The 21744-nt window shown below is 61.8% G+C and carries 22 protein-coding genes and 1 pseudogene; 7 read left to right on the forward strand and 16 right to left on the reverse strand.

Annotated elements, in window-relative coordinates:
• Positions 1–163: 163 nt before the first annotated feature.
• The 7 genes from ACK5NW_RS09550 to orn all read right to left on the reverse strand — a co-directional run bounded on the left by ACK5NW_RS09550 (position 164) and on the right by orn (position 6009).
• Entirely contained in the window at positions 164–568 is a 405-nt protein-coding gene (locus ACK5NW_RS09550) for a DUF5329 domain-containing protein (protein WP_416927416.1), read from the reverse strand.
• A gap of 39 nt (positions 569–607) precedes the next feature.
• Entirely contained in the window at positions 608–1732 is a 1125-nt protein-coding gene (locus ACK5NW_RS09555) for a hypothetical protein (RefSeq protein WP_416927418.1), read from the reverse strand.
• 33 nt (positions 1733–1765) lie between these two features.
• Positions 1766–2572 (reverse strand): hypothetical protein, encoded by an 807-nt coding sequence (locus ACK5NW_RS09560; RefSeq protein ID WP_416927420.1) that lies wholly within the window; start codon positions 2570–2572, stop codon positions 1766–1768.
• Positions 2573–2576: 4 nt separating this feature from the next.
• Positions 2577–3884: a branched-chain amino acid ABC transporter substrate-binding protein gene (locus tag ACK5NW_RS09565; RefSeq protein WP_416927422.1), complete on the reverse strand. Its 1308-nt coding sequence runs from the start codon at positions 3882–3884 to the stop codon at positions 2577–2579.
• 70 nt (positions 3885–3954) lie between these two features.
• Positions 3955–4860 carry a DUF2242 domain-containing protein gene (locus ACK5NW_RS09570; RefSeq protein ID WP_416927424.1) on the reverse strand — a complete coding sequence of 302 codons (906 nt, stop codon included), beginning with the start codon at positions 4858–4860 and terminating at the stop codon, positions 3955–3957.
• Positions 4861–5003: 143 nt separating this feature from the next.
• A complete protein-coding gene (locus ACK5NW_RS09575) occupies positions 5004–5342 on the reverse strand; it encodes a hypothetical protein (protein ID WP_416927426.1) in 339 nt (112 codons plus the stop codon).
• A gap of 28 nt (positions 5343–5370) precedes the next feature.
• Positions 5371–6009: an oligoribonuclease gene (gene orn, locus ACK5NW_RS09580; protein ID WP_416927428.1), complete on the reverse strand. Its 639-nt coding sequence runs from the start codon at positions 6007–6009 to the stop codon at positions 5371–5373.
• Between the two features lie 140 nt (positions 6010–6149).
• On the opposite strand from orn, the gene ACK5NW_RS09585 reads away from it, so the two are divergent.
• On the forward strand, positions 6150–7457 hold the full coding sequence (locus ACK5NW_RS09585; protein WP_416927430.1) for a M48 family metallopeptidase: 1308 nt from the start codon (positions 6150–6152) through the stop codon (positions 7455–7457).
• Between the two features lie 24 nt (positions 7458–7481).
• Positions 7482–8489 (forward strand): ribosome small subunit-dependent GTPase A, encoded by a 1008-nt coding sequence (gene rsgA / locus ACK5NW_RS09590; RefSeq protein ID WP_416927432.1) that lies wholly within the window; start codon positions 7482–7484, stop codon positions 8487–8489.
• 36 nt (positions 8490–8525) lie between these two features.
• On the opposite strand, the gene hemA is transcribed toward rsgA, so the two are convergent.
• Complete coding sequence (gene hemA / locus ACK5NW_RS09595; protein ID WP_416927434.1) at positions 8526–9815, reverse strand: glutamyl-tRNA reductase; 1290 nt, start codon at positions 9813–9815, stop codon at positions 8526–8528.
• An 86-nt stretch (positions 9816–9901) separates the two neighbouring features.
• Between hemA and ACK5NW_RS09600 the strand changes: the two genes are divergently transcribed.
• Entirely contained in the window at positions 9902–10177 is a 276-nt protein-coding gene (locus ACK5NW_RS09600) for a hypothetical protein (protein WP_416927436.1), read from the forward strand.
• A 12-nt stretch (positions 10178–10189) separates the two neighbouring features.
• Here the strand turns inward: ACK5NW_RS09600 and ugpQ are convergent, their stop codons facing one another.
• From ugpQ to ugpB, 6 genes are all read right to left on the reverse strand, one after another.
• Positions 10190–10948 (reverse strand): glycerophosphodiester phosphodiesterase, encoded by a 759-nt coding sequence (gene ugpQ / locus ACK5NW_RS09605; RefSeq protein WP_416927438.1) that lies wholly within the window; start codon positions 10946–10948, stop codon positions 10190–10192.
• Positions 10945–11310 (reverse strand): bleomycin resistance protein, encoded by a 366-nt coding sequence (locus ACK5NW_RS09610; protein WP_416927440.1) that lies wholly within the window; start codon positions 11308–11310, stop codon positions 10945–10947. Before ACK5NW_RS09610 ends, ugpQ begins: the two co-directional genes overlap by 4 nt.
• 57 nt (positions 11311–11367) lie before the next feature.
• Entirely contained in the window at positions 11368–12390 is a 1023-nt protein-coding gene (gene ugpC, locus ACK5NW_RS09615) for a sn-glycerol-3-phosphate ABC transporter ATP-binding protein UgpC (RefSeq protein ID WP_416927442.1), read from the reverse strand.
• A gap of 172 nt (positions 12391–12562) precedes the next feature.
• Positions 12563–13417: a sn-glycerol-3-phosphate ABC transporter permease UgpE gene (gene ugpE / locus ACK5NW_RS09620; RefSeq protein WP_416927491.1), complete on the reverse strand. Its 855-nt coding sequence runs from the start codon at positions 13415–13417 to the stop codon at positions 12563–12565.
• Between the two features lie 8 nt (positions 13418–13425).
• Entirely contained in the window at positions 13426–14307 is an 882-nt protein-coding gene (gene ugpA, locus ACK5NW_RS09625) for a sn-glycerol-3-phosphate ABC transporter permease UgpA (protein ID WP_416927445.1), read from the reverse strand.
• A gap of 207 nt (positions 14308–14514) precedes the next feature.
• Entirely contained in the window at positions 14515–15825 is a 1311-nt protein-coding gene (ugpB, locus tag ACK5NW_RS09630) for a sn-glycerol-3-phosphate ABC transporter substrate-binding protein UgpB (RefSeq protein WP_416927447.1), read from the reverse strand.
• 310 nt (positions 15826–16135) lie between these two features.
• On the opposite strand from ugpB, the gene serA reads away from it, so the two are divergent.
• On the forward strand, positions 16136–17365 hold the full coding sequence (gene serA, locus ACK5NW_RS09635) for a phosphoglycerate dehydrogenase (RefSeq protein ID WP_416927449.1): 1230 nt from the start codon (positions 16136–16138) through the stop codon (positions 17363–17365).
• Positions 17366–17532: 167 nt separating this feature from the next.
• Here serA and ACK5NW_RS09640 read toward each other — a convergent pair whose 3' ends face one another.
• Positions 17533–18615, reverse strand: coding sequence for an MBL fold metallo-hydrolase (locus ACK5NW_RS09640; protein ID WP_416927451.1), 1083 nt, complete (start codon positions 18613–18615; stop codon positions 17533–17535).
• Between the two features lie 262 nt (positions 18616–18877).
• Here ACK5NW_RS09640 and ACK5NW_RS09645 point away from each other — a divergent pair, with 262 nt between their 5' ends.
• The 3 genes from ACK5NW_RS09645 (at position 18878) to ACK5NW_RS09655 (ending at position 20428) form a co-directional block, all read left to right on the forward strand.
• Positions 18878–19051: a hypothetical protein gene (locus ACK5NW_RS09645; protein WP_416927453.1), complete on the forward strand. Its 174-nt coding sequence runs from the start codon at positions 18878–18880 to the stop codon at positions 19049–19051.
• Between the two features lie 202 nt (positions 19052–19253).
• Positions 19254–19529 (forward strand): hypothetical protein, encoded by a 276-nt coding sequence (locus ACK5NW_RS09650; RefSeq protein ID WP_416927455.1) that lies wholly within the window; start codon positions 19254–19256, stop codon positions 19527–19529.
• A 92-nt stretch (positions 19530–19621) separates the two neighbouring features.
• Complete coding sequence (locus ACK5NW_RS09655) at positions 19622–20428, forward strand: IPTL-CTERM sorting domain-containing protein (protein ID WP_416927457.1); 807 nt, start codon at positions 19622–19624, stop codon at positions 20426–20428.
• Between the two features lie 96 nt (positions 20429–20524).
• On the opposite strand, the pseudogene ACK5NW_RS09660 reads toward ACK5NW_RS09655, so the two are convergent.
• Positions 20525–21555: pseudogene (locus ACK5NW_RS09660) on the reverse strand (IS30 family transposase).
• Positions 21556–21744 lie beyond the last annotated feature (189 nt).

The raw sequence follows: 21744 nt of genomic DNA on the forward strand, positions 1-21744 counted from the left end.
AGAGCGTGTTCAAAGTCTGAGCGTGAGGGGTGTGGGATGCGGATCGGGATGGGCTGCAAGGCGCAAACCGCAGCGATACCTGGCGGTATCGCGAGGATTTGCAACGCAGCAGACCGCCCGAGGCCGCGCCCACACACCCCGCGCAGAGACTTTGAACACGCTCTTATGGCTTGGACTTGGCCGCGCGCATCAGCCCCAACTGTTGGTTCAGCCACTGCTGGCTGGGCACCGCCGTCGCGTTGCCGCATTTAACCTGATAGGGCTGGCCGGTCGAGCTGCTTTGGGCCGCTGCCAGCTCGATGAACTGCTCGGTCGACTGCACCGTACCCCTGCGTTCGATGTAGCCCAGCTTGCGCAGCAAATGCGTTTGAGCCTCTGCGCCGCTGTACCAGGTGCCATTGCGGCTGAACGCACAACCTGAGGTTTGCAGTCTCACAAGCAGTCCATCGATTTCGGCCCGCACTGGTGCCGAAGTGGGCGCTGCCCAAGCAGCGCTACAAGTCAATGCGGCCACAGCAGATAAAAGCAGACGCATGAATGAAAGTGGCGAGAACATCATCGGTCGCATTTTGACAGGCCCTCACTTCAAAAAATAATCGCTGCCGAATCAACCACGAAGCTCATCTTGTGCATCCTCCAGCGCCTCTTTCATTTCATCGGCCACAGAATCAAAGCGGCCGCGATGGTGCTGCAAGGATTGAAACAGCGCTTGATCTGCCAAGGTTTTTTTGATCCAGCCCGCTGCATGGGGATTCTGGCACGCGCCAATCACACGCATGGCCCAGTAAAAGTTGTCCGGCTGGCGGCGAATGTGCGCCAAACAGGTATCCAGCAGCAGTTCAACCTGGCTGCAATCCAGCGCACCCGTAGGGTTGCAAGGGCCGCTGTACTTCCAGAGAAAGAGGTTTTTCAATACCAAATCCGACAGATCAGCCGTCAAAGTGCCTGACGCCAGCAAGGCCATCAGCCGCTCAAAAATACCCGGCTGATGCGCCACGGGTCGCAGCAAGGCGCACACCGATTCGGGCGCGCTGCTTTGTGCGCCATCGCTGTCGTATGCCTCGGCGGGCCAACCCAGCACTTGCACGCAGGCCCCAAACACCGCATCTTGCGGGCCTGCGATCAGCCTGGGGGCTTGACTGCCAAAGTAATTTTCAAATTCGTAATCAGGGATCGATACCCGCCGAAACAGCCGCAACAGGCGTGCTTGCTGATCCGCCGTGCGGTGGGTCAGCACAAACCGCCAGAGCACACGGGCGGAATCGCGGTCTTTGGTCGCGCCCACCAAATAATCGAGTGCGCCCGGCGAAAGACCAACCAGCAGCGCATCGGTTTGTGCCAGAACTTCATCGATGCGCCCTTGTGGCACCAGCATCAGGTTGTCGATGCCGTTGAAGAGTACCTGCAAATCCACCAGTGCGGATCGGTTGGCCAAGCTGCCTGCATCGGCCACACCCAGCGCATGCATGATGTCCGAAAAGCGCGCATGCGCCCAGTCGCCTTCAAACACCTGCATGACGAGGGTTTTGAACGCCGCTTTGTCGGCCACTTGGTCGCGGACGCTCCACAACATGTCTTTGACCCAATCGGCGCTGTAGGTGCGCCACGTCAGGCGCGTGGCCGCCATTTCCTGCACCAGCGCATCGGCCTGCTGCCCCGCATCGGGGCGATCAGGCTGAAAGGCACGGGCAAAGCTGATGTAAGGCACGTCGTCATGGGTCGGATCGTTCAAACGGTCTTGCAGCGATGCCCACCGGTCAAACTTCTACAAATTGTTGCGCAGCCAGCACGCGCGCCGAATGGCCCACGCATCACCCGCACGGTACAGCACCACCGACTGCCACAGCAGATCCAGCGGTTGGCCATCGCCGCGGTACGACTGGCTCCAGTTGAGGTACAGCAGGTTGGCCCGTCGACGCAGAAAAAGCCTGCTGTAATCTTTGTTCAGAGGGTTGTAGCGGGGGATGAGATCGATGTCATGACTGACCTCTGTGTGATCAAAAAATGCGAGCGCCAAACGAACTCGCTCGACCATCTGATCATGGCCATGGCCGCGCACGGCATCGGCAACTTCGGCGTATCGTGGGTCAAGGCACAGGCCAAAATGCATCAGCCAGTACAGCGCCAGATGGGGATCATGAGCAAAGTCTTGGCACTCATCCTCAAAGGCTGCGGTGATGGCTTGCGGCGTGGGCCAATGGTCAAAAGGCGAAGCACCATCGACGTGCAGCCAGTCGATGAACAGCGTGCTGATCCAGTTGTAGCGCCGTATCAGCTCTTCGGTCGGCACACGGCGCGGGATGTTTTTCTGCCGCAGCGTGATGCCGAATTTTTTGGCGCTTTTGAGCTTGACGGGATGAATGTCCGACAGGTTGTCGTGGTGCACGCCCATCAGGCCCGAGCGGCCACGGGCGTCATACACCACCGCGTCGCCGCTGTCGGGGTACAGGCCGCCACCTGCGATGTCGCGGTCACTGGGCCACACCTGCACGCCGCCCACCCAATCGACATGGCCCACGCTCCAATGGACGACGGCAGATTCAAAACTGGCAATGTCGTCGGCACTGGACACACACTTACCCCGCTGGTCGCACCATCTGGCAGGTGCTGGGCAACTTGGCCTTGGCAGCGCGGATTTCGCGCACCACCTTGAAGCCGTAGCCCGAGCCTTCCACGTCAAACGGCACGCCGGGGCTGCCCTGGCGCTCCATCACGCCCACCACCAAGGGTTGTTGAAACTGGTGGTCTTCTTTGCGCATAGTGCCTGTGCGACCGGCCAGCTTGACGATGGTGGTCTCCAACATGCGGGCAAGCGGTAGCGAATCGATCGTGCCTGCGTAGTGCAGCGATTCGGCCAACGCCTCGATCATCATCTGCATGCGCAGGTGCACGTAGTCGTCTTGCGGCTTGGGAAAGCGCTGGCGAAAGCTTTGGTAAAACGCCGCGCTTTCGGGCGTGGGCACGTTGGGCATCCAGTCGGCCACGGCCACCACCTTGCCAATGCCCGCCTCACCAATGGCCGCCGGTGCGCCCATCGCATTGCCGTAAAAAGTGTAAAAGCGGCCGTCAAATCCGGCTTCGCGTGCGGCCTTGACCAACAGCGTCAAATCGTTGCCCCAGTTGCCGGTCAGCACCGCTTGCGCGCCGCTGGCCTTGATCTTGGCCGCATACGGCAAAAAATCCTTGATGCGGCCCACCGGGTGCAGCTCGTCGCCGACAATGCGCACATCGGGCCGCTGCGCCGCCAACTGGCGGCGCGCCTCGCGCAGCACGGCATGGCCAAAGCTGTAGTCTTGGCCGATCAGGTAGATGCTGCCCAGCCGGGCGTCTTCGCGCATCACCTCCATCAAGGCCGCCATGCGCATGTCGGCATGGGCATCGAAACGAAAGTGCCAAAAGCTGCACTGCGCGTTGGTCAGAATAGGATCGACCGCCGAATAGTTGAGAAACACCACACTGTGCGCCGGATCGCGTTCGTTGTGCTTGTTGATGGCATCGATCAGCGCCGCCGCCACCGACGACGAATTGCCTTGCAGCACCACGCGGCAGCCCGCATCCACCGCCGCGCGCAGCATGGACAGCGCCTCTTCGGCCTGGCCTTTGCTGTCAAACCGCTCCAGTTGCAGCAGGTGCTGCCCGGTATCAATGCGCACGCCGCCGCGCGCGTTCACCCGCTCCACCGCCCAGACCAGGTTGCGAAACACCGCCTCGCCAGTATTGGCAAACGGGCCGCTCAGCGCTTCGATCAAGGCCAGCTTGATGGGCGCAGCGTTGACTGGCCCAGCGGCTGAATCCGCAGGCTGCGCCATGGCCGCAGGCAGACACTGCGCACCCAGGGCCGCCAACGCGGCTTGCAAACAAAAGCGACGGGATGAAAGAGACATGTTATTGCTCCTATAAAAATAGCTGCCAACGCTTTATTTAAAATCGCCAGCCGCCAAAAATACAGATAGATCAAGAACCCTGTGCCGCCGCAGCACTGGCAGGCATCAAGGGCAGCGAAGGTGCCGAAGCAGGCGTCAAAACTGATGCTGGTGCCGATGCCGCCGATGCAGGCGCTGATGAAGCCGGTGTCGGTGCCGGTGCCGCCAGCCACCCCGCACCTGTAGGCAAGACCACGGCGTTGCCCAGCGGCAAGCCGCTCGGTGATGCCGCGCCCAATGCGCTCGCCACATCCGACGCACCCGACGCCGGACCAGGCAGCATGCCCCATGGGCCGGGCTGCACGATCACCACGGTGGGCGGCGCAGGCTGATCGGCCCGCACAGGCTGGGCCGCTGAAGCGGCAGAGGCAGCAGGCTCGGGCACGTCGCCCTCGCCCACGGCGTTGGCCAGGTATTCACCCAGTAAGTCGAAAAACCGTTCGTACAGGCGCGCATCGGTCACCGTCTCGCTGCCCACCTTGACCATCGAATCCATGCCGCCTTCCAGCGGCAGCGACAGCGAGCCAATGCCGCCCACGCCCACCGAAGCCGACTCTTTGGCCTTGCGCACCATGTATTGCTCTTTCAGCCCATTGACGAACACCATGCTGCCGTGGCCACCGCCTTCGGTGGCGCACACCACGCGAAATTCAAGCTGCACGTGGTGGTCGGCAAAGGGCTGAAAGTATTTGCGCGCGCTCACCTGATCGGCCGTGGCCGCGCTGACGATGTAGCCTTGGCTGAGCAAGGCGCGTCGCGCGGCCTCGCAAGAGCGCGCTGCGCGTGCGTCGTAGTGGCGGGCGTAGGCCCGGGCGTCAAACGCCTCGGGCTGGTAGTTGATCAGCGGCGTGGCCCGGTTGGGCAAGGTGCACCCGGTCAGCAGCGCCACTGCCACAACCAACGGCCCCACGCGCCACCCATGAACTTGTATCGACATCCAAAAAATCTGAGCTTGACAACGAGGGGCGATGGTACCCGCGTTCAGCGCCCACCCAGCGCCTGCAATTGCGCCACAAGGTGACACTTCGTGCCAATCTGGCCGCGGCTTGATCTGGCCGCACGTTCGCACGACGGCCAGCGTCAAGAGCCAGCCTCATCAGCCACAGCCACCTGATCCAAATCGGCCACAAAAGCGCGCAATTCATCGCTCCAGCGCGCCTGCGCGCGCACGTCTGCACCCCTGCGCCGGAAATACAGCGACAAGTCCGTACCACGCACCGCGCAGGCATAGCAGCGCTCAACGGGCAAACTGCCGCGCTCGTCCAGCCCCTCGAAATCGATGTATATCCGGCGCGGATCGCCCGCACGTTGCAGCGCCCAGGTGGCCGAGATGGCATGCCCATCGCCCACGCAAGCGCCAACCACCCAGCCGCGCCGCGCCAGCGCGGCATGCAACTCGTCAAGATGCCATTGCGCCATCAAGCACCTTGCATCTGCTCGCTGCCCATCAACTGCTGGCTTGCGCGCCCGCTGGCGGAGATTCATCATTCAAACGGATGAACCGTTCGCGGTAATGCACCAGCTCGTCGATCGACTCGTGCACGTCGGCCAGCGCGGTGTGGGCCTGCTGCTTATTAAAGGCGTTGACCACTTCGGGCCGCCAGCGCCGGGCCAGCTCTTTGAGCGTGCTGACATCGATGTTGCGGTAATGAAAAAACGCCTCCAGCCGCGGCATGTACTTGACCAGAAAACGCCGGTCTTGCCCGATGGTGTTGCCGCACATGGGCGAGACGCCTTTGCCCACGTAGCGCGACAAAAAGGCGAGCAACTGCTCTTCGGCCTGGGCTTCGGTGGTGGTGCTGGCTTTGACCTTGTCAATCAGGCCGCTGCGTCCGTGGGTACCCTTATTCCAGGCGTCCATGGCATCCAGCACCGCATCGCTTTGGTGGATCACCAGCACCGGCCCTTCGATGCGCGGTGTCAGTTGCGGGCCGGTCACGACCACGGCAATCTCGATCAGGCGCTCTTTTTCTGGATCCAGCCCGGTCATCTCGCAGTCCAGCCAGACCAGGTTCTGATCAGACTTGGGCAAGGCTTCGGGGGTGTTCAATTCGGGGGTGTTCAATGAATGTTCTGATTCGCTCATAAGCTGGGGATTGTCCACTGCGGCAGCAGTCTGGCACGGCCTGATCGCGAGCTGCGCCCTTGTTTCGGCCCGGGCGGCCCTAAACTTGGCAGCTGGATGAATGATTTGATGGACTTTGGTTTGATGGACTTTGTCGCATTGTGAACGCTTCGCTCACGCCCACTCTCATCGTCAGCCTGGTATTTGGCACCGCGCTGCTGCTCAATTGGTTGCTCAAGCTGTGGCTGGCTTCACGCCAGATTCGCGCCGTGGCTGGCCACCGCGCCAGCGTACCGGCCGAATTTGCCTCCGTGATTGCGCTGGACGCGCACCAGCGTGCGGCCGATTACACCGTGGCCAAGCTGCGCATCGGCCTGATCGAGCTGGCCTTGGGCGCGATAGTGCTGCTGGGCTGGACGCTGCTGGGCGGGCTGGACTGGCTCAACAGCACGCTGCTGGACTGGATGGGCGCGCAAAGGCCGCTGCTGCAGCCGCTGGCCTTGCTGGTGGCGTTTGCCGTCATCAACGGGCTGATTGAGCTGCCGCTGTCGCTGCATCAGACCTTTGGGGTGGAGCAGCGCTTTGGCTTCAACAAAATGACGCTCAGGCTGTGGCTGGCCGATCTGGCCAAGTCCACCGCGCTGTCCATCGCCATCGGCGTGCCACTGGCAGCGCTGGTACTGTGGCTGATGCAGGCCACCGGCGCGTGGTGGTGGCTGTGGACATGGGGCGCGTGGATGGGTTTCAGCCTGTTGATGCTGGTGATTTACCCCATGTTCATCGCCCCGCTGTTCAACCAGTTCAAGCCGCTGCAAGACGAAGCACTGAAAACCCGCGTGACCGCGCTCATGACCCGCTGCGGCTTTGCCGCCAAGGGCTTGTTCGTGATGGACGGCAGCCGTCGCAGCGCCCATGCCAACGCCTACTTCACCGGCTTTGGTGCGGCCAAACGGGTGGTGTTTTTCGATACGCTGCTCAACCAACTCACCCCGCCTGAGGTCGAGGCCGTGCTGGCGCACGAGCTGGGCCACTTCAAGCACCGCCACATCATCCAACGCATCGTCGGCATGTTTGCCTTCAGTCTGGCTGGGCTGGCACTGCTGGGCTGGCTGGCGCAGCAAAGCTGGTTTTATGCGGGACTGGGCGTCACGCCCAATCTGCCCGCCAACTTGGGCGGCACCGTGCCCAACCATGCGCTGGCGCTGCTGCTGTTCATGCTGGCGGTGCCGGTGTTCAGCTTTTTTGTGTCGCCGCTGATGGCGCGGCTGTCACGCCGGCATGAATTTGAAGCCGACGCCTACGCCGCCACTCAAGCCAACGCACAAGATTTGGCGGGTGCGCTGGTCAAGCTGTACCAAGACAACGCCAGCACGCTCACGCCCGATCCGCTGTACGTGCGCTTTTACTACTCGCACCCACCCGCCAGCGAACGCATCGCGCGGTTGGGAGCGCAGGTGCAAACCGTGTAGGTTTGAACTCATGTCTGCTGCATCATGAGCCGCACGCGCCGTCAGCCCTCCGCCCCGCACCAGCCTTTGCTTGAAGACGGCCTAGTAGTCGGCACCCACGGACGCCACTGTGTGGTGGAAGCGGCCCGCGGTCAGCGCGTGATCTGCCACCCGCGCGGTAAAAAGCTGACCGTGGTGGTGGGCGACCGCGTGCGCTGGCTGCCCAGCCAGGACGAAGGCACCATCGAGCAGGTGCAGCCACGCCGCAACCTGCTCTACCGTCAGGACGAGGTGCGTACCAAAAGCTTTGCCGCCAATCTGGATCAAGTGCTGATTCTGGTCGCCGCCGAGCCTGAGTTTTCAGAAAACCAGTTGGCCCGCGCCCTGATCGCCTGCGAGGCCGAACACATTGCACCGCTGATCGTGCTCAACAAGGCCGATCTGGCCACACCGTTTACCCGCGCCTGGCAACGGCTGGCCCCTTACCGCACCATGGGCTACACGGTGTTGCCCATTGCGGCCAAACCGAACGGCGTGGTGCCAAATGACGCGTCAGATCACGCGCCACCCACTTGCGCGCTGGACGATCTGGCCGCTCGTCTGCAAGGCTGTACTACGCTCATCCTGGGGCCGTCAGGGGCCGGCAAAAGCACGCTCATCAACCGCCTGGTGCCGAGTGCCAACGCCGCCACGGGCGATATTTCACTGGCGCTGGGCAGCGGCCGCCACACCACCACCACCACCCGCTGGTACTGGCTGGACGGCGCACATCGCAGCGCGTTGATTGATTCCCCCGGCTTTCAGGAGTTTGGCCTGCGCCACATCGACCCGATGCAACTGGCCGCCTACATGCCCGACATCAAACCCCACGTAGCGGGCTGCAAGTTCTACAACTGCACCCATTTGCACGAGCCGGGCTGCGGCGTGATGGCACAGGTGCAGCCTGATCAAAAACCGGATGAAAAATCCGACCTCAGCGCCCTGCACATAAGTGCAACACGCTACAAAATTTACAGCAATTTGGTGCAAGAGCTGAAACTGCGCAGCATGTGATTGCAGCGGCATTGGCCCTGCGCTGCTGGCCAGCCCTTATTCCTCGGTAGGCCCCGGCGGCTTGCCGCGCAAAAACAACTGCGATATGGCGCGTGCCGTGTGTTCGCGGCTGGCATCGTCGGCAGCGCGCAACTCGGCCATGGCACCGTGCAGCATTTTTTGCGTCAGCCCGCGCGACAAGGCATCCAGCACGGCTTCGACATCCTCGCCTTTGGACAGACGCTTGCGCGCCCGCGCCATCTCGGTCGAGCGCCAGGCATCGGCCTGAGCATGCAACTGCTGAATCAACGGCACCACACCCCCAGCCGGGTCGCGCTGGCCCATCCAGTGCATGAAGCTTTGCACGCCTGCGTCGATGATGACCTCAGCCTGCGCCACCGCCGCCTGCCGGCTGGCCTGGCCGGTTTGCACCACCTGGGCCAGATCGTCGACGGTGTACAGATACACGTCGCTGAGTTGCTTGGCCTCCGGCTCAATGTCGCGCGGCACGGCCAGATCGACCATGAAGATAGGGCGATGACGGCGCTGCTTCAAAGCGCGCTCGATCGCCCCCAGACCAATGATGGGCAGCGTGCTGGCGGTGCAACTGATCACGGCGTCAAACTCGTGCAAGCGCTGGGGCAAATCGGCCAAGCGCATCACTTCGCCGCCAAAACGGCCCGCCAGTTTTTCGCCGCGCTCCAGCGTGCGGTTGGCAATGGTGATGCTGGCTGGACTTTTGGCCGCAAAGTGGGTGGCCGCCAGCTCGATCATCTCGCCCGCACCCACGAACAGCAACCTGATGCGGCTTAAATCTTCAAACAGGTTGCCTGCCAGCCGCACCGCCGCCGCCGCCATGCTGATGCTGTGCGCGCCAATTTCAGTGGAGCTGCGCACCTCTTTGGCCACCGCAAAGCTGCGCTGAAACAACTGGTTCAACGTGCTGCCCAAAGCGCCCGCGTCTTCGGCAACGCGCACGGCGTCTTTCATCTGGCCCAGAATTTGCGGCTCGCCCAGCACCATGCTGTCCAGCCCGCTGGCGACGCGAAAGGCGTGGCGCGCGGCATGGCTGTCCTGCAACAAATAAGTGTGCTCATGCAAGGCAGCGGGCGACACATCACCGGCTTGCGCCAGCCAGTTCAGGGTGTGATCGACTTGCACGTCGTCAGAAGCGCAATACACCTCGGTGCGGTTGCAGGTGGATAAAAGGGCGGCCTCAGGATGGCGCGCATGCGAGTTGCGCAGCCCCTGCAAAGCCGGGGCGATCTGATCCAGCGCGAACGCAAAGCGCCCTCGCAAGTCCAGCGGTGCAGTGTTGTGGTTCAGCCCTAACGCCCAAACGGCCATAGGGCGAAATTATAAAATTTGCCCTTGTTTCGCGCATCCGCGCGGCTTGACCTGAGTCAAAATTTTCAAATGGATGGCTTTTTGCTGTGGACTGGCTGTCGCTCACCTGGCACTTGCTGAACTTTGCGGCGCAAGGCGCAGCCGTCGGTGTCGGGGTGGCGCTGGTGGCCTGGGTGGTCAGCCAAAAACAGCGGCAAGCTGCCCGCCTGGGCGTGCAGATGCTGGTGAATGCCTGCACTGGCGTCGCCGTGTCGATGCTGGGCCTGGCGTGGTTTGGCAACGACGGCAAGATGACCACGTATGTATGCATGGCGCTGACCGTGGCGCTGGCGCAAATGGGCTGGCCGGTCCGGCGAGCGTGAAGACGTATTGGCTCAGACAAGGCCGGTTTTGGCGGGTGCAAAGCGATCAACGGCATCCGTCACCATGCCATCGATGCCCCACTGCACCAGTTTTTGCGCCACCGCCAGGTCATTCACCGTATAAGACAGGCAGCGCATGCCCATGGCTTTGACTTGGGCCACCAACGGTGAGTCCCACAGCGTGTGCTTACAGATGATGGCCACGCAGCCCAGCTGCTGGGCCGCACCCTCCCAGCCTGACCACAGCGTGTCCAGCAACAGGCCGCGCGGCAGGTGCGGTGCCGCTTGTTGCGCGGCGTGCAGGGCTTCGGGGCGAAACGATGTGAGCAACGGCAGCACAGCGGCCTGTTTCCACCAGCGGGCGGCGGCCTCGGCCACCACACGGCCGGTTTCGGCCTCTTGTCCCGGTGTAGGCTTGATTTCGATATCTAACAGATGGCCATTGGCCAGGCACCAGCGGGCGATGTGCTCGAACGTAGGAATCGGCTCACCAGCAAAGCCGCGCGAATGCCAACTGCCTGCGTCCAGCCGTGCCAGTTCCGACCAGGGCAAGTCACCGGCTGTACCTTGTCCGTTGGTGGTGCGCTCCAGCGTGTCGTCGTGCAATAAAAACGGCACGCCATCGGCCGAGAGTTTGACGTCGCACTCGAACATACGATACCCATGCTGAGCACCCAGCCGGAAAGCGGCCAGCGTGTTTTCAGGGGCCAGCTTGCCCGCGCCACGGTGGGCCACCCAGAAGGGGTAAGGCCAGTCGGTGCTCGGGTTCAAACGGGTTCCCCAAACTTGACAAGGTTGCCATGCGGGTCGGTGACGTACAGCTCGCGCATTCCCCACGGGCGTTCGACCGGCGGGGCCAATGTCAGGCCGCGACCAACAAAGTCTGCATGCAGCGCGCGCGTGTCCCCTCTGACGTAGCAGGAGGTTTGCTCGGCAATGGCGCGGTCAGCGCACAGCCAGAAGTGGATTTCGCAACCATCGCGGGCAACGATCAAATAGTCGCTTGTGCGCATCTTTTCGTCGAAACCCAGCCGTTCGACGTAGAAGGCCGTACTTTCGGCCATATCAAGCGATGCCAGCACGGGAATGGTGGCCTGCACAGAGGGCCGGGCAGAGGCTTGGGTTGTCGTCATGTGGAGTTTCTACCCGCCGCGCCCGGTCATGTGAAACAAAGAGACCGTATCAGGGTGTCAGGCTTCGATGCGCAGCCCCGTGGCTTCGTCAAAGCCGTGCAAACGGTCTTCCATCGGCAGCACCTGCAGGGTTTGGCCCAGCGCGGGCGGTGCTTCGGTTTCGTTCATGCGCAAAATCGCCCAAGGGCCCTGTGCCCCCATCAGGCGGCCATAAATCAGGCGCTCGGCGCCCAGCATCTCCACCGTCTCCACATGCAGCGCCCAGCTGCCCGAATCGACCACGCGCAGGTGCTCGGGCCGCACGCCCAGAATCACGCCCTCGCGCACGCCTTCGATACCGGTCAACAAATTCATGGGCGGCGCGCCGATAAAGCCCGCCACAAAAGTGCTGGCCGGGCGGTGATACACCTCGTCGGGCGTGCCGAACTGCTCCATGCGCCCGGCGTTCATAACGATCATGCGCTGCGCCAGCGTCATGGCCTCCACCTGGTCGTGGGTGACAAACAGGCTGGTGATGCACAGTTCGCGGTGGAGTTTTTCAATCTCCAGCCGAGTCTGCGCGCGCAGCTTGGCGTCCAGGTTGGACAGCGGCTCATCAAACAAAAACACTTGTGGCTGGCGCACGATGGCGCGGCCCATGGCCACGCGCTGGCGTTGCCCGCCCGACAATTCGCGCGGCTTGCGTTGCAAGAAGGCACCCAGCTCCAAAATGCCTGCCGCCTTATCGACGCGCGCCTGAATCTCGGCGGCGGGCACCTTCTTGATCTTCAGGCCATAGGCCATGTTCTCAAACACGCTCATGTACGGGTACAGCGCGTAGTTCTGGAACACCATGGCGATGTCGCGCTCGGCGGGCTCCAGCCGGTTGACCACGCGCCCGCCGATGCTGATGGTGCCATCAGAGATTTCTTCCAGACCCGCCACCATGCGCAGCAGGGTCGATTTGCCGCAGCCCGACGGACCGACGATGACGACAAATTCGCCGTCTTTGACCTCTGCATTCACGCCGTGGATGACCTGATTGGCCTTCGGCCCGTGGCCGTAGCGCTTGATGACGTTGTTGAGTTCGATGGAGGCCATGTTTAACGATGAATAAGAGCGCAAGGTGCCGCATTTCGCGGAGCCTCAAGATCAGATGGCCGCGGAGCAGGCCAGTCCAGCGAACGCCGTGCCCGGGCTTGCACCGGGCACTGGCGTTGCCCCCCCGCCCGCAGAGAGCGGGGGGAAGGCGCGCAGCGACTCAGGGGGGGGTTCATTTTTCCGTGTCGACAAGGCCCTTGACGAACCACTTTTGCATCAGCATCACCACCAGCGCGGGGGGGATCATGGCCAGAATGGCGGTGGCCATGACAACGTTCCATTCGACGTAGATCTCACCAAAGATGGCGCGCTTGATGCCCAGCACGATGGGGTACATGTCTTCGCTGGTGGTCACGATCAGCGGCCACAGGTACTGGTTCCAGCCATAGATGAACTGAATGACGAACAGCGCTGCCATGCTGGTTTTTGAAAGCGGCAGCAAAATGTCTTTGAAAAAACGCAGCGGCCCCGCGCCGTCGATGCGCGCGGCCTCGGCCAGTTCATCCGGCACGGTCAAAAAGAACTGGCGGAACAAAAAGGTGGCGGTGGCCGACGCGATCAGCGGCACCGTCAGGCCCGCATAGCTGTTGAGCAGCTTCAAATCGGCAATCACCTCGTAAGTGGGGCCAATGCGCACTTCCACCGGCAGCATCAGGGTGATGAAGATCAGCCAGAACACCAGCCCCCTGAATGGAAAGCGAAAGTACACGATGGCAAACGCCGACAGCAGCGAGATGGCGATCTTGCCGAGGGCAATCGTCATGGCGGTGACAAAGCTCACCCACAGCATGGGCCAGCCCGGCGCGATGGTGCCCCCGCCTTCGACCTTGCCGCCCCACAGTGCCAACTGGTAGCTGTTGAGCAGGTTGCTGCCCGGCAGCAACGACATCGGGTGGCTGGAGGCGATTTGTTGCGCCGTCTGCGTGCTGGCCACCAGGGCCAGATAAACCGGAAACGCGATGATGCACACGCCCACGATCAGCACCGCGTGCGATACAAAATCAAGGACGGGACGGCGTTCAATCATCATGGCGATCAGTATTGGACTTTGCGCTCAACAAAACGGAGCTGAAAAACGGTCAGCAAGATCACGATGGCCATCAAAATCACCGACTGCGCGGCCGATCCGCCCATGTCCAGCGCCTTGAAGCCGTCGTAGTACACGCGGTAGACCAGGATGGCCGTGTCCTTGCCCGGCCCGCCGTGGGTGGCGGCATCGACAATGGCAAAAGTCTCGAAGAAGGCATAAATCACGTTCATCACCAGCAGGAAGAACGTGGTGGGCGACAGCAGCGGGAACACGATGGTCCAGAAGCGTCGCCAGGGCGAAGCGCCGTCAATGGTGGCAGCCTCGATCACCGCATGGGGAATGGATTGCAGCCCGGCCAGAAAGAACAGGAAGTTGTACGAAATCTGCTTCCACACCGCAGCGGCCACAATCAGCGCCATGGCGTCGCGGGCGTTGAGCAGGTGGTTCCACTCATAGCCCAGCGCCTGCAAGGCATAGGCCACCACGCCCCAGGGCGATGCGAACATCATCAGCCACAGCACACCCGCCACCACCGGTGCCACCGCATAGGGCCAGATGAGCAAGGTTTTGTACACCGCCGCGCCACGCACCACGCGGTTGGCCATCACCGCCAACAGCAACGCAATGCTGATGCCACACACCGCCACCAGGGCAGAAAACACCACCGTGATCTTGAACGATTGCAGATAACTGTCGTCGGCAAACAGGCGCTCAAAATTGGCCCAGCCCACAAACTCGCGGCTGGTGCCAAAGGCGTCTTCCTGCAACAGGCTTTGGTACAGCGCCTGACCCGCAGGCCAGAAGAAAAACACCAACACGATGGCCAGTTGCGGTGCCACCAGCAACCAGGGCAACCAGGCCGATTTGAAGCGCACGCGTTTTTCCATGGTCAGCGATCATAGCGGCGCGAAAACCGGTGGCTGGCCCGCAAGAACCCGGATGAGGTTGCCTGGGCTGATAAGCGGATAGCCAGCGCTATGAAATCCTTCAAAACGCTGGCGGAGCAAGCCAAACCAGCAACCGCCGTGGCTGGAGTCACCCCAGCCACCAGCGGCGTCCCCTTTGGGGGGAAGGCGCGTCAGCGTCACAGAGGGTTACCTGTTCGCTTTTTGAAAGCGCTCCAACTGCTCGTTGCCACGCTTGGTGATGGCTTGCAACGCCGCCTTGGGCTGAGTTTTGCCAGACCACACGCCTTCCATTTCTTCGTCAACCAGGGTGCGGATCTGCACGAAATTGCCCAGGCGAATGCCGCGCGATTTGTCGGTGGTCTTGCGAATCATCTGCTGCACCGCCACATCGGTGCCGGGGTTTTGCTTGTAGTAGCCCGATTTTTCGGTCAGCTCATACGCGGCAATGGTCACTGGCAGGTAGCCTGTACGCTGGTGGCTGGCGGCGGCCACTTCCGGCTTGGACAAATAAGCGAAGAACTGGCCAATGCCCTTGTACACCTCGGTCTTCTTGCCATTCAGCACCCACAAGCTGGCACCACCAATCACGGTGTTCTGCGGTGCCCCCGTCACATCGGGGTAATACGGCAAAGAGCCGATGCCACTGGCAAACTTGGCGTTGCGCTTGACGTTGCCGTACAAACCAGACGAGCCGGTCATCATGGCGCACTCGCCCGAGACAAAGGTGGCGTCGGCCGAGTTGCCGCGCCCCTTGTAGACAAACAGGCCCTGCTGCGCCATGTTGGCCAGGTTCTGGATGTGGCGCAGGTGCAGCGGTGTGTCAACGGCGATGCGCGCGCCAGTGCCGCCGAAACCGTTGTTCTGCGTGGCAAACAGCACGTTGTGCCAGGCGCTGAAGCTCTCCAGTTGCGTCCAGCTCACCCAACTGGTGGTGAACGGGCACTTGTGGCCGGCGGCCTTGAGCTTGGCGGCGGCTGAAGCCACCTCAGGCCAGGTGGTGGGCGGCTTGTCCGTGTCCAGGCCCGCAGCCTTGAAAGCGTCTTTGTTGTAGTGAAACACCGTGGTTGAGCTGTTGAACGGAAAGCTCAGCATCTGCCCCTTGGGCGCGGTGTAGTAGCCCGCCACAGCAGGCACGTAAGCCTTGGGATCGAACGCAGCACCGGCAATTTTCATCACCTCGGCCACCGGTTTGATGGCCCCTTTGCTGGCCATCATGGTGGCGGTGCCAACCTCGAACACTTGCAACACATCGGGCGCGTTGCCTGCGCGGAAGGCGGCAATGGCAGCGGTCATGGATTCGTCATAACTGCCCTTAAAGGTAGGCACTACCTTGTACTCGGACTGACTGGCGTTGAATTCCTTGGCCAAGTCGTTCACCCATTCGCCCAGCGCACCGCCCATCGAATGCCACCACTGGATTTCGGTTGCAGCGTAGGCAGGCGCGTGGACACACGCGAAGACAGCGGTAGCGGCAATCGCCAGATGCTTGATTTTCATGAGACTCCTCTTGGGTTGATTTCTTGGGTTGATTAAATGCAGTACGCCACGGTACGCAACGCTTGCGACAAACGCATGACGTTTTCCCATGGGCAAGCCTATTGTCACACTCGTGGAAACCCCAGAATACATGCCCCCACGCTCCCCCGCTGCGCGCGGTGCGCTGCCCCCACGGGGGCTGCTGTTGCTTTAAAGCAGCCCAGTCAAGGACAACAGCGATGCGGGCAGGGGTTTTCGTTGCAGTGCACAATTTTTACCCGCCGCCTGTGCTGCGACCACCTGTTTCAACTTTTTTGATATGACAAGCACCATGACGCCCACATCGCTCGACAAAAGCAAGATCAAGTTCCTGCTGCTCGAAGGCATCCACCCCCGCGCGCAAGAGGTGCTGCGCGAAGCAGGCTATTCGGACATCGAAGCGCTGCCCGGCGCGCTGGAAGCCGATGCGCTCAAGGCCAAACTGGCCGACGCGCACTTTGTGGGCATTCGCTCGCGCACGCAGCTCACGGCCGATGTGCTGGCGCACGCGCCCAAGCTGGTGGCCGTGGGCGCGTTTTGCATCGGCACCAACCAGATCGATTTGCATGCCGCACGTGAGCGCGGCATCGTGGTGTTCAACGCACCCTACTCCAACACCCGTTCGGTGGCCGAGCTGGTGCTGGCCGAGGCCATTTTGCTGCTGCGCGGTGTGCCCGCCAAAAATGCAGCAGCGCACCGCGGCGGCTGGCTCAAAAGCGCCGATAACGCCTTTGAAATCCGCGGCAAAACACTGGGCATCGTGGGCTATGGCTCGATCGGCACACAGTTGTCGGTGCTGGCCGAGGCGCTGGGCATGCAGGTGCTGTTTCACGACGTGGTCAACAAGCTGCCGCTGGGCAACGCACGCCAAGCCCCGTCATTGCAAGCGCTGCTGGCGCAAAGCGACGTCGTCAGCCTGCACGTGCCCGAGCTGCCCTCTACCCAATGGATGGTGGGCGCGGATGAGCTGGCCGCCATGAAGCACGGTGCCATCCTCATCAACGCCTCACGCGGCAGCGTGGTCAAAATTGAGCCGCTGGCCGACGCCCTGCGCGCGGGCCAACTGTTGGGCGCGGCAGTGGACGTGTTCCCCACCGAACCCAAGAGCAACAAGGACGAATTTCAATCGCCCCTGCGCGGGCTGGACAACGTGCTGCTCACCCCGCACATTGGCGGATCGACCATGGAAGCACAGGCCAGCATTGGCCTGGAAGTGGCCGAAAAATTGGTCAAGCTCAGCGACAATGGCACCACCATCACGGCGGTCAACTTTCCTGAAGTGGCCCTGCCCGCGCACCCCGGCAAGCACCGCATCCTGCACATTCACCGCAACGTGCCGGGGGTGCTGACGCAGATCAACCAGGTGTTTTCTGACCACCAGATCAACGTCGCCGCCCAGTACCTGCAAACCCGCGACGACGTGGGCTATGTGGTGATCGATCTGGACGCCAGCTCTTCCCAACTGGCGCTGAACAAGCTGACGCAAGTGGCAGGCACGCTGCGCTGCCGGGTGTTGTTTTAAGAGCGTGTTCAACGTCTCAGCGTGAGGGGTGTGAGATGCGGATCGGGATGGGCTGCAAGGCGTAAACCGCAGCGATACCTGGCGGTATCGCGAGGATTTGCAACGCAGCAGACCGCCCCAGGCCGCGTCCACACACCCGCGCAGAGACTTTGAACACGCTCTAAGGCTTATTTCAAATCCACCCACCAGCGCCGGTTGGCGCGCGGCTGCCCAACGGTCAACACCTCACCGATCTCGGGCGTGGCCAGCGTGATCTGGTGCTGATCGGCCAGCTTGGCCAGGCGGTCCAGCGGATCGCGCCAAGGGTGCATGGCCAGATCGAACGTGCTGTTGTGCACCGGGTACAGCACGCGGGCACGCACATCGGCAAAAGCCTGCGCAGTTTCTTCAGGCGTCATGTGTACCGCAGACCAATAGGCGTCGTAAGCGCCGTTTTCGATCAGCGCCAAATCAAAACCACCCAAGCGTTCGCCAATTTGCTTGAAGCCGCCAAAGTAGCCCGAGTCGCTGCTGTAGTAAATTTTTTGCTCCCCTGTTTGAAGCACCCAGCCCGCCCACAGCGTGCGGTTGCGGTCAGTCAGCGTACGGCCCGAAAAGTGCTGCGCGGGCGTCGCCGTCAGCACCACACCGGCATGGTCGGCGCTTTGCCACCAATCAAACTCTTGAACCCGATCAGCCTGAACACCCATGTCTACCAAGCGCGCCTTCACGCCCAGCGGCACAAAAAAGCGCTGCACCCGACCAGCCCCAGCCAGGTATTCGATGGTGGGCTTATCCAGATGGTCGTAATGGTCGTGCGACACAATCACTCCCTCAATCGGCGGCAGTGCCTGCAAGGCAATGGGCGGTGCGTGAAAACGCTTGGGGCCTGCAAAGCCAACGGGCGAGGCACGTTCGCCAAACACCGGGTCGATCAGCCAATAGCGGCCCCCCAGTTTGAGCAGGTGCGACGAATGCCCCAGGCGCACCACGTGGTTGGCGTTGGCATCCAACGCCTCCAGCTGGGCCACGGTGAGCGGCTGCACCGGAATGGGATCAACCGGCACGGCATTGACCTTGGCTTCAAACAAAAAGCGCGACCAGATGGCCCAGCCGCTGGCATTGGGTTTGGCTTGCGGATTGGGCAGGTTGACAAACACGCAGCCCTGGCGCTGCGGCGATGCGGCATAGAGCGCCTCGCAATCGCCCGAAGTGGCGCAACTGGCCAGCGCCGCGCAGGCCGCCAAGGCCAAAGTCAGAAGAAAACGCATCGCGCAAGTGTGCCTCAAGTCCCACCGGTATGTGACAGACCTTAAAAACCACCTGGAGCCTGAATTCGGATCGGCCGCAGAGCATGAGTGATTCCATTTCCGGATCAATAGTGAACGCGAAGGCGAAGCGCAGACAGTACTGGCGTACGGCAAGCTGAGCCGACAAAGTGCACTGTTGATCTGGAAATGGAATGACGTAGCGCCTGGTGCGCATGGCACAAGCCATGGGGCTGAAAAAAAAGACGCCGATGCAGCACAAGCCGTGCACACCACGACCGCCCGCCTGGGCCTGCCCACCGGCTTGGCCGCCATGGGCGTTGCGCCCACGCAGTTCGACACCGTCATCACCCACGCCCAGCTTGACCATTGCCACCCAACCGCCCCGCGTATCCCCTCGGCCAAAGACTATCGGGCGATGCTGGCTGCATCGATGTGATGCGCTTCCACAAATGAATGTAAATATTTACATAATTCTAAAGTTTGATTTTTGAATTTATTCTTATAAAATTAAATATAATTATATAAATTTTACGTTCTGCGGGTTGTTTATGTCTATCAGCAAGAGCGTCGCGTATCTGCACTTCCCACATCGACACTGGGCACCATCAGGGCATGTACGCGCCCTGTTCACGTCATTGATGCTGTTTGTTCTGGGCGGGTTGGGAACACCTGCCTATGCACAAACCCTGGCAGGCGACTGGGCGACGTTGATTGCGGCGTTTGCAAGCCCAGGTGCCAATGTGCAGCTCACAGCCAGCTTTCCGTCCCCATTCGGTCAGCAACTGACCATCACAGGCACCGGCAACACGCTGGATCTGAACGGCTACACCCTCACCATCACCGACACCAGCGCCAGCGGCCTACTGACGGCCAGGGCGGCAGTGGCGGTGGTCACGGTGGCACCCTTACGGTAGCGGCCGGTGCCGTTGCAGCCACCGGCGGCGCAGGCGGGCCTGGCAATGCAGGCTGCACCGTCGTTAGCAGCTGTGGTGGTGGTGGCGCAGGTGTGGGTGGCGGTGGCCCCGGCTACAGCGGCCTGGCAGGCAATGGTGGTGCGGTAACCGTATCGGGCGGTGCACTGGTTGCCACCGGCGGCAACGCCTATGACAGCGAAAGCGCAGCCGGTGCCAGTGTGGGCGGCAGCGGCGGGGCCTATGGCGATGGCGGCACTGGCGGAACGGTCAGCGTATCGGGCGGCACACTCACGGCCACGGGCGGCAGCGCCAACTATTGGGGGGGCGGAGCCGGGGTCGGCGGCGGTGGCGGCAACTGGGGTTCGGGCGGCGATGGCGCTACCGTTACCGTGACAGGTGGCACGCTCGAAGCCACTGGGGGCACCAGTGGCAACAATTACAGTGGCGGCGCTGGTATTGGCGGCGGCGGCGCAGGCTCTACCGGCGGCGATGGCGCTGTCGTTACCGTGTCTGGCGGCGTATTGCACGCAGTGGGTCAAGGGCTGGCCGCAAGCATTGGTGCCGGAGCAGGCGCAAGCACATCAATGGCTGTAGGTGGATCGCTCACCGTCTCGGGCACGCGCGACACTGGCGGATCATTGTCCACACCGGCCACAGGCGGTGCAGCGGCTTCGACACCCAGCACCGTGGCCGCAGCAGGTTTGACGTACCAGCAAACCGTGTCTACCAGCGGTAACCCAACCACCAGAATTGAATATGTCGTCATCACCGGCCCTGCCACTGGCACCACAGTGGCCGTGCCTACCTTGTCGCAATGGGCATTGCTGCTGCTGGCAGGCATGGTGATGGCATTGGGCTTGTGCATAGGGCGAACAAACGTCCACCAGTCCAGCCACTGATTTGTACAAAAACCATAGGATGCCAATTGGGTTTAGCGGCGTTTTTTGCTCTAAAAAATAGGGCGGATTCAAACCTGAAGTGCAACACCCTGGGTTTCAACGGACGAGGTGGGATTGTGGCTGATCGTGAGCGAGCAGCAGTTGCCGGTAGACCGCCAACGGAGATCGTACCTCCAACCCCTTGCGAGGGCGGTTGTTGATCTCATCGGCAATGGCATCGAGTTGCTGCTGGCTGTATCCACTGAGGTCCGTGCCCTTAGGCAGATACTGGCGCACCAAGCCGTGGATGTTCTCGTTGTTGCCTCGCTGCCAGGGGCTGTGCGGGTCGCAAAAGTACACCGCGATGCCCGTGTTGGCCGTCAGCGCCTTGTGCCTGGCCATCTCGCGGCCCTGGTCATAGGTCAGCGTTTTGCGCATGGGCGCAGCAATACCATTGAGCTTGTCCGTGAAGGCCTGCAGCACATGGGTCGCACTGGCGGGCTTGGGGTGCGGCAGCTTGACCAGCATCAACAGTCGGCTGGTGCGCTCGAGCAGCTGCCCACCGCACTGGCCTTGTCCGCGCCCTTCATCAGATCGCCCTGCCAGTGGCTCGGAAACTGTCGGTCATAAACCTCGGGCGGGCGCACATGGATGCTGAGCATGCTCGGGATCTGCCCACGCCGGTCATCGCCCTTGCTGCGCGGGGTGCGCTTGGTTATTGGCTTGGCGCAGGCAGGCCACCAGCTCGCGCTTGAGCTGGCCCACCGGTTGGGCGTAGATGCAGCTGTAGATCGTCTCGTGCGACACGCATGGCCTTTGGGGTAGATGCCCGCCAGTGTCATGGCAATCTGCTCGGGCGACCAGCGTAGGCCCAGAAAGCGGTGCACCACGCCAAACAGAACGCCCTGGCGGTCAAGCTTGCGGGCCGGGCGGGCCAGCAGGCGGCGCTGGCGGCAGCGGCTGCGGGCCGCGCTGCTGGTGTAGCTGCCCTCGCAGGTGTTTCGTTGCAACTCGCGGCTGACCGTGGAGGGCGAGCGTTGCAGGGTGCGCGCGATGGCGCGCACGCCCAGGCCCTGCTGGTGCAGGCTGGCCAGTGTCACGCGTTCTTCAAACTGGAGTTGGCGGTAGGTCTTCGAAGGGCTTGGCATCTGCTGACTTTATCGGTTGGCAGGTGTTGCACTTCAGGCTTGAATCCGCCATTGTCCGATGCAAAAACTGGCTTTAGCGTCACAACCACCTGTGATATACGCTATTAAATTTAAAGTGCCGAAGGCCGATATTCGCTCTGCGCACTGCTTGTCGGCACCCCCGCCCGCCCAAGCCCTTGCCCAGTCAGA

This window comes from Ottowia sp. (assembly GCF_047975795.1).
Taxonomy (GTDB): domain Bacteria; phylum Pseudomonadota; class Gammaproteobacteria; order Burkholderiales; family Burkholderiaceae_C; genus Ottowia.

Coding starts and splice junctions, on each gene's coding strand:
- ugpE (WP_416927491.1), bottom strand. CDS start 13,417: ATGATTGAACGCCGTCCCGTCCTTGATTTTGTATCGCACGCGGTGCTG.
- rsgA (WP_416927432.1), top strand. CDS start 7,482: ATGAGCCGCACGCGCCGTCAGCCCTCCGCCCCGCACCAGCCTTTGCTT.
- ugpC (WP_416927442.1), bottom strand. CDS start 12,390: ATGGCCTCCATCGAACTCAACAACGTCATCAAGCGCTACGGCCACGGG.
- serA (WP_416927449.1), top strand. CDS start 16,136: ATGACGCCCACATCGCTCGACAAAAGCAAGATCAAGTTCCTGCTGCTC.
- ACK5NW_RS09650 (WP_416927455.1), top strand. CDS start 19,254: ATGCTGTTTGTTCTGGGCGGGTTGGGAACACCTGCCTATGCACAAACC.
- ACK5NW_RS09610 (WP_416927440.1), bottom strand. CDS start 11,310: ATGACGACAACCCAAGCCTCTGCCCGGCCCTCTGTGCAGGCCACCATT.
- ugpB (WP_416927447.1), bottom strand. CDS start 15,825: ATGAAAATCAAGCATCTGGCGATTGCCGCTACCGCTGTCTTCGCGTGT.
- ACK5NW_RS09565 (WP_416927422.1), bottom strand. CDS start 3,884: ATGTCTCTTTCATCCCGTCGCTTTTGTTTGCAAGCCGCGTTGGCGGCC.
- ACK5NW_RS09570 (WP_416927424.1), bottom strand. CDS start 4,860: ATGTCGATACAAGTTCATGGGTGGCGCGTGGGGCCGTTGGTTGTGGCA.
- ACK5NW_RS09575 (WP_416927426.1), bottom strand. CDS start 5,342: ATGGCGCAATGGCATCTTGACGAGTTGCATGCCGCGCTGGCGCGGCGC.
- ACK5NW_RS09640 (WP_416927451.1), bottom strand. CDS start 18,615: ATGCGTTTTCTTCTGACTTTGGCCTTGGCGGCCTGCGCGGCGCTGGCC.
- ugpA (WP_416927445.1), bottom strand. CDS start 14,307: ATGGAAAAACGCGTGCGCTTCAAATCGGCCTGGTTGCCCTGGTTGCTG.
- ACK5NW_RS09550 (WP_416927416.1), bottom strand. CDS start 568: ATGCGACCGATGATGTTCTCGCCACTTTCATTCATGCGTCTGCTTTTA.
- hemA (WP_416927434.1), bottom strand. CDS start 9,815: ATGGCCGTTTGGGCGTTAGGGCTGAACCACAACACTGCACCGCTGGAC.
- orn (WP_416927428.1), bottom strand. CDS start 6,009: ATGAGCGAATCAGAACATTCATTGAACACCCCCGAATTGAACACCCCC.